This is a genomic window from Burkholderia sp. NFPP32 (assembly GCF_900119325.1).
GTDB lineage: Bacteria > Pseudomonadota > Gammaproteobacteria > Burkholderiales > Burkholderiaceae > Burkholderia > Burkholderia pyrrocinia_C.
On record NZ_FPJP01000003.1, the window covers coordinates 83,235 to 96,066 of the forward strand.

General features: G+C 69.8%; 10 protein-coding genes and 2 pseudogenes. 7 read left to right on the top strand and 5 right to left on the bottom strand.

The features are described from left to right. Window positions 1–7: 7 nt before the first annotated feature. Together BT264_RS07395 and BT264_RS07400 are read right to left on the bottom strand one after the other, a co-directional pair. Entirely contained in the window at window positions 8–1,819 is a 1,812-nt protein-coding gene (locus BT264_RS07395; RefSeq protein ID WP_072442184.1) for an ABC transporter permease, read from the bottom strand. Window positions 1,820–1,856: 37 nt separating this feature from the next. Beyond that, window positions 1,857–3,050, bottom strand: a complete 1,194-nt coding sequence (locus tag BT264_RS07400; RefSeq protein WP_072442186.1) for an ABC transporter substrate-binding protein — start codon at window positions 3,048–3,050, stop codon at window positions 1,857–1,859. A 355-nt stretch (window positions 3,051–3,405) separates the two neighbouring features. On the opposite strand from BT264_RS07400, the gene BT264_RS07410 reads away from it, so the two are divergent. From BT264_RS07410 to BT264_RS07425, 4 genes are read left to right on the top strand one after another with little or no spacing between them, the layout of a single operon-like run. Then, complete coding sequence (locus BT264_RS07410) at window positions 3,406–4,419, top strand: LysR family transcriptional regulator (RefSeq protein WP_072442188.1); 1,014 nt, start codon at window positions 3,406–3,408, stop codon at window positions 4,417–4,419. Next, complete coding sequence (locus BT264_RS07415) at window positions 4,416–5,849, top strand: NAD(P)-binding domain-containing protein (RefSeq protein WP_072442190.1); 1,434 nt, start codon at window positions 4,416–4,418, stop codon at window positions 5,847–5,849. The genes BT264_RS07410 and BT264_RS07415 overlap by 4 nt, the downstream gene beginning before the upstream one ends. Window positions 5,850–5,894: 45 nt before the next feature. Continuing rightward, window positions 5,895–6,425, top strand: a complete 531-nt coding sequence (locus BT264_RS07420) for a CMD domain-containing protein (protein ID WP_072442192.1) — start codon at window positions 5,895–5,897, stop codon at window positions 6,423–6,425. Further along, window positions 6,422–7,015 carry a peroxidase-related enzyme gene (locus BT264_RS07425; protein WP_072442194.1) on the top strand — a complete coding sequence of 198 codons (594 nt, stop codon included), beginning with the start codon at window positions 6,422–6,424 and terminating at the stop codon, window positions 7,013–7,015. The genes BT264_RS07420 and BT264_RS07425 overlap by 4 nt, the downstream gene beginning before the upstream one ends. A 150-nt stretch (window positions 7,016–7,165) precedes the next feature. Here the strand turns inward: BT264_RS07425 and BT264_RS07430 are convergent, their stop codons facing one another. Beyond that, window positions 7,166–8,017, bottom strand: a complete 852-nt coding sequence (locus BT264_RS07430; protein ID WP_072442196.1) for an SDR family oxidoreductase — start codon at window positions 8,015–8,017, stop codon at window positions 7,166–7,168. Here BT264_RS07430 and BT264_RS39550 point away from each other — a divergent pair. Together BT264_RS39550 and BT264_RS07435 are read left to right on the top strand one after the other, a co-directional pair. Continuing rightward, the gene (locus BT264_RS39550) at window positions 8,016–8,156 is read left to right on the top strand and encodes a hypothetical protein (protein WP_218173334.1); all 141 of its coding nucleotides are present in this window, start codon (window positions 8,016–8,018) and stop codon (window positions 8,154–8,156) included. The genes BT264_RS07430 and BT264_RS39550 overlap by 2 nt on opposite strands. Before the next feature lie 116 nt (window positions 8,157–8,272). Further along, the gene (locus BT264_RS07435; protein WP_072442198.1) at window positions 8,273–9,196 is read left to right on the top strand and encodes a LysR family transcriptional regulator; all 924 of its coding nucleotides are present in this window, start codon (window positions 8,273–8,275) and stop codon (window positions 9,194–9,196) included. A gap of 73 nt (window positions 9,197–9,269) precedes the next feature. Here the strand turns inward: BT264_RS07435 and BT264_RS07440 are convergent. Then, a pseudogene (locus BT264_RS07440) lies at window positions 9,270–9,524 on the bottom strand (Lrp/AsnC family transcriptional regulator); the annotation flags it as partial. Here BT264_RS07440 and BT264_RS39815 point away from each other — a divergent pair. After that, window positions 9,489–9,797 (top strand): annotated as a pseudogene (locus BT264_RS39815) (arginine deiminase-related protein); the annotation flags it as partial. The pseudogenes BT264_RS07440 and BT264_RS39815 overlap by 36 nt on opposite strands. A 233-nt stretch (window positions 9,798–10,030) precedes the next feature. On the opposite strand, the gene BT264_RS07450 reads toward BT264_RS39815, so the two are convergent. Beyond that, window positions 10,031–12,832, bottom strand: coding sequence for an Hsp70 family protein (locus BT264_RS07450; protein ID WP_072442200.1), 2,802 nt, complete (start codon window positions 12,830–12,832; stop codon window positions 10,031–10,033).

Consider the following 12,832-nt stretch of genomic DNA (forward strand, 5'->3'; position numbering starts at 1 on the left):
TTCCTCCTCACACCGTGCCGAGCAGGCCCTGCGGCCGAAACCGGACGAGCAGCAGCAGCACGACACCGTAGATCAGCATCCGGTAGTCGGCCGCCCAGCGGAACAGCTCGGGCAGCCCGATCAGCGCGACCGCGCCGGCGATGCCGCCGAGCACGTTGCCGAGCCCGCCGAGGATCACCATCGTCAGCGCGAGGATCGACACCTGCGAATCGAAGGTCTGGTGATTGATGTAGCTGTACAGGTGCGCGGCGATGCCGCCACTCACGCCGGCCGCCACGCCGCTGACCGCGAACGCGATCGCCTTGTAGCGATTCGGCGCGATGCCGTGCGCGCGTGCCGCAATGTCGTCCTCGCGCACCGCGCGCAGCGTGCGCCCGAGATGCGAGCGCAGCAGCCGAACCTGCACGAGCGCGAACACCACGAGCACCGCGAACGTAAACCAGTACGCGGCCCGCGCGGTCGTCGCCCACGGCAGCGGCGCGATGCCGGTGATGCCGAGCGGGCCGCGCGTGAGGCCGTCCCAGTTCAGGATCACGAGGCTCACCACTTCGCCGATGCCGAGCGTCGCGATCGACACGTAGTGCCCGCGCAGCCGGAACGCCGGGTAGACGAGCAGCGTGCCGAGCACTGCCGTGATCGCGCCCGCGCACGGGATCGTCACGGCCGGCGACCAGCCGAGATCCGACGACAGCAGCGCCGACGCGTACGCGCCGATCACCAGCAGCGCCGCAGCCCCAAGCGAAATCTGCCCGACCGTGCCTGCGACGAGCGTGAGGCTCAGCGCGAGCAGGCCGTACAACCAGGCGTTGGTCAGCGTCTGCAGCACGTACGGCGACGCGCCGAGCCACGGCAGCACGGCCGCGAGCACGATCAGTACGACGAGCGCCGGGCGCGGCACGCGCACGGCTTTCGCGGCCGCGAGAAAGGTGCCCGTCATCGGTTCGGGCGGCAGCGCGCGGTTCGCGCTGAACAAGCCGTTCGGCCGCCACACGAGGAACACGATCAGCAGCCCGAACGCGAACAGGTCGCGATAGCTCGTGCCGAACAGCGCGACGCCGTAGCTTTCGACGAGGCCGAGCAGCAGGCTGCCCGCGATCGCGCCCGGCACGTTGCCGAGCCCGCCGATCAGCAGCGCGACGACGCCCTTCAGCGTCGCCTGGAAGCCCATCGCCGGATCGATGCTGTTGTAGTACATGCCGACCAGCAGCCCGCTCACGCCGCCGAGCGCGCACGCAATCGCGAACACGGTCTGGTTCACGCGATCGACGTCGACGCCCATCTGCAGCGCCGCGTCACGATCCTGCGCGGTCGCGCGCACGGCCCAGCCGAGCCGCGTGAAGCGCAGGAAGCCGTACAGCAGCGCGGCCGCCGCGATGCCGATGCCCGCGATCAGCAGGTCGAGCGAGCCGAGCGTCGCGCCGGCGATCCTCAGGTGCCAGTCGGGCAGCGGCGTCGGCACCGCGCGCGGGTCCGCGCCGAATGCGAGCTGCGCGAGCTGGTCGAGGATGAAGCTGATGCCGATCGTCGCGAGCAGCGGCGCAATCCGCGCCGCATGGCGCAGCGGCCGCAGCCCGATCCGCTCGATCGCAATGCCGAGCGCGCCGCAGCCGACGACGACCGCCGCGAGCGCGACCGGCAGCGGCAGCCCGAAGCGTGTTAGGCACAGCCAGCCGATGAACGCTCCGGCCATGTAGACCGAGCCGTGCGCGAAGTTGATCAGGTGCGACACGCCGAAGATCAGCGCGAGCCCGACCGCGAGCAGCGCGTAGATGTTGCCGACGATGAGGCCGTTGAGCGTGTAGTCGAGCCAGGATGCCATCACGATGCGTCCGTCACTTGCATGCGGTTGATTCGAATCAGCGCGCGGCGAGCTGCGGCTTCGCGCCGTCCCACAGCGCCCACTGCCCCTGCTTCACGACCAGATACACGGTGCGCGCGCCCGCAACGCGGCGCGTCTGCGGATCGAAGCGCACCTTGCCGAAGATCACGCTCGGCACGTCGCTCACTTTCGCGAAACCGTCGTGCGCGGCCTGGCGAGTCGTGCCGTAGCGACGCAGCACCTCGGCCGACAGGATCAGCGCGTCATATGCGCGCGCAACGAACGAATCGGGATCGGCGTGGAATTTCGCGCGATAGCGCTGCACGAACGCCTGCACCTCGGGGCGCGGCTCGGCCGGGAAGAAATTCGATTCCGTATAGACGCCGTCGACGGCCGCGCCGCCCAGTTCGAGGAACTTCGGCGAATACACGGAGCCGACCGCCGCGATCGGCAGCGCAACGCCCGACGTGCGCGCCTGGCGCACGATCTGCGCGCCGTCCGCGTAGTACGAGATCAGCACGATCGAATCGGGCTTCAATGCGCCGATCCGCACGAGCGTCGAGCGGAAATCCTTCTCCGCCGGCTGATAGCCTTCGGCCGCGACGACCTGCGCGCCGAGCCCGGCCGCCGCCTTCGCGAAGATGTCCTTGCTGGTGCGGCCCCAGTCGGTGTTCAGGTACAGCACCGCGATCCGCTTGAAGCCGAGTTCCTTCACCGCGTAGCGCGCGAGCAGCGGCTGCTCCTCGGCCTGGCTCAGCGCGGTGCTCCACAGGTAATCGCCGCCCTTCGTGAAATCCGGGTGCGAGTTCGTGAAGCCGAACTGGATCAGTTGCCCGCGCTGGTAGATCGGCGACGCTGCCATCGACGTCGCGCTGGAGAAATCGCCGAGCTCGATCGCGATGCGCGGATCGGCGACGAACTTCTGCGCGATCGCCACCGCCTGGCGCGGGTCGCTGCGGCTGTCCTGGAAATCGATCGCGAGCGGCCGGCCGTGAATGCCGCCGCTGCCGTTGATCTCGTCGAGCGCGAGATCGAAGCCGCGCTTCCATTGCTCGCCGTATTGCGCGTCCTGGCCCGTCAGCGGCCCGCTCACGCCGACCACCACCGGCTCGCCCGACACGCCCGCCGCGAGCGCGCCGCCCGCCGACAAGCCCCATGCGGCAGCGAGCGCCGCCACCGTGCCCAGCACGCGCCGCCATGCGCCGCGTGCGTCGTTCCCCGAAACGTTCATGCCGCCCCCACCTTCAGTCAGTCGAAAAGAGTGAGGGCATGTAACCATCCGGTTCAGGGCGATCCAACGAAGTTTTGCGCATATCGATATCGCGTGCGGCGCGAAGCGGATGACGCGCGCGGATGGCCATCCGCATGCGGCGCATCGTGCAGTGCGTCTGCGTGCATCGCATCGCGTTGATTCGATTGCGGTTTCCCGCGCGGCTCTCCTCTCAGCCGACGCGCACGTACGCGCCGCCGGCCATCGTGAAGATCGCGCGCTTCGCAGTTTTCGCGCTGTCGATAGCAAAAATCATTATATGAATTACGCATGCTCGCACTCCTACAATGCGCAAATCGCATCATCGGAACGCGTCATGGAGCTGCATCAACTCGAAGCCTTTTCCGCGGTCATGTCGGCCGGCAGCGTGACCGGCGCGGGCGAACTGCTCGGCCGCTCGCAGCCGGCCGTCACGCGGCAGATCCAGGAGCTCGAAGCCGATCTCGGCTACGCGCTGTTCGACCGGCACGGCCCGCGCGTCACGCCGACGCGGCGCGCGTTCCTGCTGTACGAGGAAGTCGAGCGCTCGCTGGTCGGCCTGCGCGCGATCGAGGCACGGGCACGCGCGCTCGGAAACGAAACGGCCGAACCCGTGCGCATCGCGGCGACGCCGTCGCTCGCGGCCACGCTCGTGCCGGCCGCGCTCGCCGCGCTGCCCGACGGCGCACACGCCCCGCACTACCAGTTGCGCAGCGAATCGGCCGAGCATGTCGTGCATGAAGTGCTGGCCGGCACGGCGGATATCGGCGTCGTCACGCTGCCGATGGCGCACGCGGGGCTCGACGTGCACTGGATCGCGCAGACGCCATGCGTCGCCGTGCTACCCGCCGGCGATCCGCTCGCGGCGAAGCCGCGCATCGCGCTGCGCGATCTCGCGCGCCGCCGCATCGTGACGGTCGCGAACCGGCACCGGCTGCGCCAGCGGATCGACGCGGCATTCGCGGCCGCGCGCGTCGAGGCGCGCGTGTTCATCGAAACCAATGCGTCGCTGAATGCGGTGATGGCCGCGCGCGCGGGCATCGGGATCGGCATCGTCGATCCGGCGACGGGCGTCGCGCTGCCGGTGGACGGCGTCGTCGCGCGCCCGCTCGACGTCGACATTCCGTTCGCGTTCGGCGTTGCGACGCCGGCCGGCAAGGCGCGCACGGCCGCCGTCGATGCGCTGCTCGACGCGCTGCACCGCACGACGCGCGCGCTGCTCGACGACGTGATTTTTCACGACGCCGCCGCGCACGACGCGCTGCTGCGCGGCGACCGGCTGCGCAGCGAAAGCGCACCGCGCCCGCCTCGCACGACACGTACACGCCGCACCCGCCCGGAGGCCGCATGACGACGCCGCTCGACGCACTCGACGCACTCGAAGCGCGGCTCGCGCAAGACCTGCGCTGGCTCGACCTGCCCGCGCCGTCGTGGGTGCCGCCGCGCGAAGCCGACGGCGCGCGTGTGCTCGACGTCGCGATCGTCGGCGGCGGCATGGCGGGGCTCGCGGCATCCGCCGAACTGCGCCTGCTCGGCATCGACAACCAGTGCGTGATCGACCGCGCGCCGGCCGGCTACGAAGGGCCGTGGGTCACGTTCGCGCGAATGGACACGCTGCGCTCGCCGAAGCAGCTCTCGGGCCCCGCGCTCGGCCTGCCCGCGCTGACATTCCGTGCGTGGTTCGAAGCGCAATACGGCCGCGACGCGTGGGACGCGCTCTACAAGATTCCGCGTACGCAATGGATGGATTACCTACGCTGGTATCGGCGCGTGCTCGACCTGCAGGTGCGAAACGACACGACGCTCGTCGCGCTGCGCCCGCGCGACGACGGGCTGCTCGCGCTCGACGTGCACGGCAACGGCGAAGCGCGGACCCTGCTCGCGCGGCACGTCGTGCTCGCGACCGGCCGCGACGGTCTCGGCGGCCCGTACGTGCCGCCCGTCGCGCAACGCGCGCCGCGCACGCGCTGGGCCCACTCGTCCGAGCCGATCGACTTCGCGGCGCTCGCGGGCAAGCGTGTCGGCGTGGTCGGCGCGGGCGCCTCCGCGTTCGACAACGCGGGCACCGCGCTCGAAGCCGGCGCCGCGCGCGTCGATCTGTTCTTCCGCCGCGCGGACATTCCGCGCATCAACAAGCTGACGGGTATCGGCAGCCCGGGCCTCGTGCACGGCTACGCCGATCTCGACGATGAGTCGAAGTGGCGCTTCATGCACTACGCGTTGACGTCGCAGACGCCACCGCCGCGCGACAGCGTGCTGCGCGTGTCGCGCCACGAGCACGCGCATTTTCATGCGGGCAGCCCGATCGAGACGCTCGCCGAACGTGCGGACGGCCTCGACGTGACAACGCCGCGCGGGCGCTACACCGTCGACTTCCTGATCTTCGCGACGGGCTTTCATTCGGATTGGACGACGCGTGCGGAATTCGCGTCGTTCGGGCAGCACGTGCGGCGCTGGAAGGACCGCTATCGCCCCGAACCGGGCGCATGGCTCGACGAGCTCGCCGAATCGCCCGATCTCGGCCCCGCGTTTGCGTTCCAGGAACGCGAGCGCGGTGCGTGCCCTGCCGTCACGCGGATTCATTGCTTCAATCATGCGGCGAGCCTGAGCCACGGCAAGCTGTCCGGCGATATCCCGGCCATCAGCGCGGGCGCCCAACGGCTCGCGCGCGGCATCGCGAGCCGGCTGTTCGACGCCGACCGCGACCGGCACTACGATGCACTCGTCGCGTATGCAAACGCCGAACTGCAAGGCGACGAATGGCGCGACGACGACGCATGAGCGCGCATTCATCGATCACATGAACGACGAAGGGAACCAGAAACGATGACTGAATCCATCACGCCGGCCGCCGCGCCGGATACGATCGACGCGGTGGCCGGCCTGCGCGACGGCGATGCCGTGACTGCGCTGCGCCGCGCGCGCGACAAGGTGCTGCTCCATACGCGGCTGAGCGAAGCCGCGCTGTTCGATCCGTCGTTGACCGATATTTCGTTGGTCGAAAGACTGCATGCGGCACGATACGTCGCGCAACGATCGAACGCGCACGCACTGGCCTCGACGTATCGCACGCGGCTGCTCGACGCGGGCGGCATCGCCGAGGACATCGCGCGCGCCGACGCCGATGCGTTCGACGCGCTCGCCCCGCGCGTTGGCGCGATCCTCGCTCATGCGCGGCTTTTGACACACGCGCCCGCCGATGCACGCCCCGCCGACCTCGATGCGCTGAGGTCGGCCGGACTCACGACGCCCGCGATCGTCGCGCTGTCGCAACTCGCTGCGTTCGTCGTGTATCAGCTGCGCGTCGCGTTTGCCGCACAAGCGCTTCAGGCACGTGCCGCCAAGGAGGCCTCATGACGACGTCCGCCCACGGCTTCACGTCCGACACGCTCGGCTGGCGCGCCTGGCTCGACACGGTATCGCTCGATGCCGCGACGCCCGATCAGCTTGCGGTACTCGAAGCGAGCCACCCGCATGCGAAAACGTCCGACTACTACCTGCTGCTCGTCCACCTGCCCGACATCCTGCGGCAGCGCTCGGGCGTGTTCAACGCGATCATGTACGGCCCCGGCGGGCTGTCGCGTGCCGAGCGCGAACTCGCCAGCACGGCCGTGTCGCGCGTAAACGGCTGCGTGTATTGCGCGTCGGTTCATGCGCAGCGCTTCGCACAGCTCGCGAAACGCACCGATGCGATCGAGCAGGTGTTCGACGATCCGGCGACGGCCGGCACGACGGCACGCGAACGCGCGATCGTGCGCTATGCGATCGCGCTGACCGAGCGGCCCGATACGGTCGACTCGAACGATATCGCCGCGCTTGAAGCCGAAGGGCTGACACATGAGGAGATTCTCGACCTGTCGCACGCGGTCGCGATCTTCGCGTGGGCGAACCGGTTGATGCTGACGCTGGGGGAGCCGGTGTTTCCGGTGTCGGCAATCGACACCTGATTCGGCGACGCACACCCGACGGCATACGCTGCCCGGGTATCGCCCGACACATCGATCATGCGATGCGTCGCCGACGCCGAACGCGCGCCCCCGACGCGCATCGCGCGTGCCGCCGCGTAGGCCGCCGCACCTGTGCGGCGTCGCCTCCGCTCAGCGCCAGCTATCGACGTAATCCGCAACGAACCGCTCGAACGCGATCGGCGCCCGCCCGAGCAGCGCCTGCACGTCGTCGCTGACGGCCGCCGCCTGGCCGGCCGCGATCATCCGGTTCAGGCTCATCAGCGTATCGATCGACCACGCGTCGGCACCCGCGGCGCGCATGGATTCGATCGCCGCATCGTCCGTCACCGGCACGTACTCGACCTTGCGACCGAGCGCAGTGCCGATCCGTGCAGCCACATCGGCGTTCGACAGTGCTTCGCCGCCCGTCAGTTCGTAGATCCGGCCGGCATGATCGGCCGGGTGCCGCAGGATCGTCGCATCGACGGCGGCGATGTCGCGCACGTCGACGAACGACACCTTCCCGTCGCCCTGCGGCAGATAGAGTGCGCCGTCGCGAATCATGCCCGCGTAGTACGTCACGAAGTTCTGCATGAAGCAGTTGGGCCGCGTGATCGTGTATACGATGCCCGACTCCATCACGAGCCGGTCGATCTCGCCTTGCACGCGCCCGATCGCGACCGGCGACGCGGCATCGGCACCCGCGCCCGACGAGCGAACGATATGCGTGACCCCGGCCGCCCTGGCCGCCGCGACCGCATTGCCGGCCAGCGTCACCATGTCGGCCTGCAGCGGCAGCAACAGGAACAGCGTGTCGATGCCCTGGAACGCATGCGCCAGGCTCGCGGCGTCGGCGAGATCCGCGCGGCGCGTTTCGACGCCTTCGACCGCCCTGCCGCTGTTCGAGCTGGCGATCACATGCGCGCCGGCCGCCTTCAGTTGCGTGACGAGTTCGCGCCCGATGTTCCCGGTCGCGCCGGTCACGAGAATGGTGTGGGACATGATGTATCTCCTGATCGCAAATGGAATTCGTGCCGTATTGCCGGACCGCGACGACCGCCTCGACATGCGAAGCCGCCATTGCCGCCGTGCTGGCGCGCAAGCAACTCCGCGCCCGTTCGCGTTCGTCACGGGTAGCTGAACATGCGCCGCCCGTTCGCGGAACGCGACCCGACGGACATCATCCTAGTCGCGCCCATTCATTCCGAATAGTCCATAATGTGTCGAATTAATTTCAACGCTTTCGATCGAATCGTCATGAACGACCTGCGTGTGCTGGAAAGCTTTCTCCGGACCGTGGAAGCCGGCAGCTTCTCCGCGGCGGCCAGCCGGCTGGGCGTCACGCCGGCGGCCGTCAGCAAGCATGTCGCGAAACTGGAGCGCAGCCTCGGCACGCGGCTGTTCCGCCGCACGACGCGCAGCCTCACGCTGACGGAGGCTGGCGAACGGCTGTACGCCGAAACGTCGACGGCGGCCAACGCGCTGAGCCAGGCGATGGCGACACTGACCGAGCGCGACGCGCGCCCCGCCGGCACGCTGCGCATCAGCATCGCGCCGGGATTCGGACGCCAGTACGTATTGCCGCTGATGCCGGCGTTTCTCGAACGCTTTCCGGACCTCCGGCTCGACTGGAGCCTCGAGAACCGCCACGTCGATCTGGTGAAGGAAGGCTTCGACGCCGCGATCGGCTCGGGCGTCGAGGACGACGCTAACGTCGTCGCGCGCGAGCTGGTACCGATCCGGTTGCTGACGGTCGCATCCCCCGCGTATCTGGCGAAGCACGGAGAACCGGCGACGCTCGCCGAGCTGTCGCGCCACGACTGCATCCGGTTGCGCTCCGCGACGACGGGCCGCGTGCGCGACTGGGCGTTCATGGTGAATGGCGAAACGGTGACGGTCCCGATCGACGGACGCGTCGTGCTGACCGACCTGGATGCCATCTGCGATGCGGCCGTGGCAGGCATAGGGCTCGCGCGGCTCGGCGCGCATCATGTGCTGCCGTATCTCGACGATGGCCGGCTCGTGCGCGTGCTCACGCGCTATCCGGCGACGGCCGGCACGATCTACGTGTACTACGCGCACGCGCGCCTCACGCCACCGAAGGTGCGCGCGTTCGTCGAGTTTCTGACGGAGTCGTTTTCGCGAAGCGACTGGCGGGCGCGCGTCGACACGTTCGGCTGACGGGCATCGACGGGCGCCGGCCTGTCACGCGCGGTCGATTCATGCCGACCGCCCGACGCGGGCCCGGCCCGCGTCATGCCTTGTGCGTCGACAGCAGAATGCTCGTCTCGGTACTCGCGATGCCGTCGATCAGCCGGATCGCGCCGAGCACGCGATCGAAATGCTCGAGCGAATCGGCATGCAGCTCGGCGACGAGGTCCCAGCGGCCGTTGGTGCTGTGGATCGACGCGACATTCGGATGCCCGCGCAGCACCTTCACCACCTCGGCGCCGCGGTTGCCTTGCACCGCGATCGACATCAGCGCGCGGATCCGGTCGCGCTCGAACGCTTCCGCACGCACTTCAATTTCGAGCCGATCTGCTTCGATACGGCCGATGCCTGCGGGCGCCCGATCTATCACACGAACGTGAGGATGAGCGTCGCAACCGAGTTCGCGATGGTCGGCCTCGACCTGATCGCCGGCGGCCGGCGCCGCGCCGAAATCGCGCAACGCCTGACCGAAACGGGACGCGCGGTGATCGCGCTCGATCAGTCGCAGATCGCGAACTTCGCGGGCAATACACTGGAATTGTCGGGAAGAAACGGGCGCGTGCTTGCGCTCCGCGCGGCGAGCGGCCGCGCCGGATGCGGTCGCCGTGGCATCGGCCGCATCGCCACGCAAGACGACGCAGCAGATCTGAGCGGCAGGCTCGCAAAAAACCAAACGGCTGCCGATGCGATGCAACGGCAGCCGTTTTCTTGTTCGATGGGCATTGAATCGGCGAGCGTCAACCGGCATCCGCAACGCCACGAAATGCTCCGGCATCCGAACGATACCGGAGACCGCCGCGCTGCTCACCCGGCCAGCAGCTTCAACCCGGCCGGCAGCGTCTCGCCGAACACGCGCACCGTGTCGGCTTCGTCGAAGGCGATCGCTTCGCGCACCATGTCGATCCATGCGGCCGACGCATTCGCGGCCGACAGACGCTTGATCACTGCGTCGCGCGTATCGTCCGGCAGGTCGCGCGAACGGTCGCCCGTCATCCGTGCGATCTGCGCGGCCGCGAACGCGGCCGGCTCGACCTGCTTCCAGTCGAGCGCGAACAGCGCATCGAGCCAGCCATTGGCGACTTCCGCAGGCACGACACTGTGCGCGCTGCCGTAGAACGGCCGGCGCGCCCCGATGCGCCCGAGCGCCCATGCACACAGCGCACGGTCGGCCGGCTTCTGCAATTGCGCGACCAGGCGCTCGGCCAGCTCGATCTTGCGCTCGACGGGCAGCCGTTCGAGCGATGCGGACAGCCGCGTCATGTCGGCCGGGCCGACCTTGCCTGGATCGAACGGCAGCTTGCGCCGCTTGTCGTCGGACGGCTCGAGGAACGCGATCGCGTCGCGCACCTGCGTCTGCGCATCGTCGTCGAGACCGCCGGCCACGCGCCGCCACAGCGTCCACCACTCGGACCACACCTGAGCGTCGTTCACGTATTGAATCCCGTCGTCGAACAGCGGCCACAGCTGCTCGATGCGCCACGCGTCGAGCGGATGGCCGAAGCCCGGACGCAGGCAATAACCGGCGAGATTCAGCCACGCGCGTTCGTGATCAGCGGAGCGCCGGCGGCGCCGCGCCCGCGCAAGCAACGCGTCGAACAGTTCGCGCGCGAGCGCGACGTCCCACTCGTCGCGCGGGCCGAGCACCTGCTCAAGTTGCGCGCGCAACCGGCGCGTATCCTTCGGCGTGACGTCCGCGGCCTTGCTGCCGAACGAGCGCTCGATCAGTTCGATGGCCTGGTCGAGACGCGGATGCCGCGCGGGCGCATCGTCGCCGCCGTGCACCGGCGCATCGCCGCGCAACTGGAATTCGAGCCGCCAGCGGCGTGCCGCGTCGTCGGTCGCGATGCAATGCATTTCGAGCGTGCCGACCTCGGTCAGCGATGCGGTGAGCTTCACCGGCGTTTCGCGCGCATCGCTGCCCGCCTGCCGCTCGACGACCGTCGCGATCGGCGGCAGCCGCACGAAATCGCCGCTGTCGAGTTCGACGAGATCGCCGGGGCGGTACGCAGTCTCGGCCACCGTCGACACGAGGTGAAAACGCACCGGCTGCCCGAGCTGCAGCGCGAAGGTGCGATCCTCGAGCCGGATCTCGCGGCCCTCTTCCGCGCCGCGCGGCAGCAGGCAGACGCCGCGCGCGGCTGCGTCGCCGGCGCCATCGTCGAGCACGAGGAAATAGCTGCGCGCGGAACCGCCGCCGATGCGCGGCGCATGCCCGGCGCGCGCGAGCCCGTAGGCCACCGCGCCGCGCGCGACGGCCACGTCCGGATGCGCGTTGTGCAGCACGTCGAGCGGCGCGCCGCGCCACGCGCCGAGCGTCTGCGCGAGACGGCCGGCGAGCGCGCCCGCACGGAACACGCCGCCGTTGAGCAGCAGCGTGTCGGGCAGCGGGCCTTCCGCATGACGGTTCAGAAACGCGGCGACGTGCCGCGTGACGGCCGGGTCGCTCGCATACGGCAGCCCGAATTCGACGATCGCGGCCCGCGCACGGCGCGGCAGTTCGCCGGCCTCGACCCGCGGAAAGAAACCGTCGACGACGATCTGCTCGACTTCCTGCCGCGTCAGCTCGGCCGAACGCGCGCCGCCGACGAGCTTGCTGCCCGCGCCGAGCAGCGTGACGGTGACGGACGCCGGCGCATCGTCGCCGAGCAGCCGCTCCTTCGCCGCACGGCAGCGCTCGACGAGCTGCGACAGGCTCGCGGCCGACAGCCGCGTGCCGGGCTCCGTCAGCCGCGTCTCGACCAGGCGCGCGAGCGCGAGGTCCATGTTGTCGCCGCCGAGCATCAGGTGGTTGCCGACGCCGACGCGCGTAAAGGTCGGCTCGCCGTCGTCGCCCGGTGCGACATCGACGAGCGTGAGGTCGGTCGTGCCGCCGCCGACGTCGCAGATCAGCACGCGCCGCGCCTCGGCGAACGTGTCGCGCAACGTCGCGCGCTGGCCGTACAGCCAGTCGTAGAACGCGGCCTGCGGCTCTTCCAGCAGCCGCAGCGCGGGCAGCTTCGCGCGCCGCGCGGCCTCGACCGTCAACGCGCGCGCGCCGTCGTCGAACGACGCGGGCACCGTCAGGATCACGTCCTGCTTCGCGAGCGGCGCATCGGGAAAACGTGCGTCCCACGCGTTGCGCACATGCGCGAGATAACTCGCGCTCGCGTCGACCGGCGATACCTTGTCGACGCCGTCGGCCGCGCCCCACGGCAGGATCGCCGCGAGCCGGTCGACCGATGCGTGCGACAGCCAGCTCTTCGCGCTCGTCACGAGCCGGCCCGGCACCTGCGCGCCGAGCGTGCGCGCATAGCGGCCGATCACGGGCGGCAGCGCGTCACCGGCGCCGCTGTCACGACCGGCTGACCCGCCGTCACGGCCGCCGCCCGAACGGGCGGCCGCGTCGCGTGCGCCGGCCGCCTGCCACGGCAACCTCAACGCGTCCGCCGCGAGCTCACCGGCCGCCGGGTGATAGCGCACCGACGGCAGCAGCGGCTGCGCGGCCACCGCGCCGGGGCCGACCAGCTGCTCGACGTCGAACACGCGGATCGCGTCGGAGCCGGCCTCGACGTATGCGACGACCGTATTGCTCGTGCCGAGGTCGATGCCGACCGTATAGCGCTTCAT

Excerpts from the sequence above, each read along its gene's own strand:
- BT264_RS07395 (WP_072442184.1), bottom strand. The coding sequence starts at position 1,819 with ATGGCATCCTGGCTCGACTACACGCTCAACGGCCTCATCGTCGGCAAC.
- BT264_RS07400 (WP_072442186.1), bottom strand. The coding sequence starts at position 3,050 with ATGAACGTTTCGGGGAACGACGCACGCGGCGCATGGCGGCGCGTGCTG.
- BT264_RS07410 (WP_072442188.1), top strand. The coding sequence starts at position 3,406 with ATGGAGCTGCATCAACTCGAAGCCTTTTCCGCGGTCATGTCGGCCGGC.
- BT264_RS07415 (WP_072442190.1), top strand. The coding sequence starts at position 4,416 with ATGACGACGCCGCTCGACGCACTCGACGCACTCGAAGCGCGGCTCGCG.
- BT264_RS07420 (WP_072442192.1), top strand. The coding sequence starts at position 5,895 with ATGACTGAATCCATCACGCCGGCCGCCGCGCCGGATACGATCGACGCG.
- BT264_RS07425 (WP_072442194.1), top strand. The coding sequence starts at position 6,422 with ATGACGACGTCCGCCCACGGCTTCACGTCCGACACGCTCGGCTGGCGC.
- BT264_RS39550 (WP_218173334.1), top strand. The coding sequence starts at position 8,016 with ATGATGTATCTCCTGATCGCAAATGGAATTCGTGCCGTATTGCCGGAC.
- BT264_RS07430 (WP_072442196.1), bottom strand. The coding sequence starts at position 8,017 with ATGTCCCACACCATTCTCGTGACCGGCGCGACCGGGAACATCGGGCGC.
- BT264_RS07435 (WP_072442198.1), top strand. The coding sequence starts at position 8,273 with ATGAACGACCTGCGTGTGCTGGAAAGCTTTCTCCGGACCGTGGAAGCC.
- BT264_RS07450 (WP_072442200.1), bottom strand. The coding sequence starts at position 12,832 with ATGAAGCGCTATACGGTCGGCATCGACCTCGGCACGAGCAATACGGTC.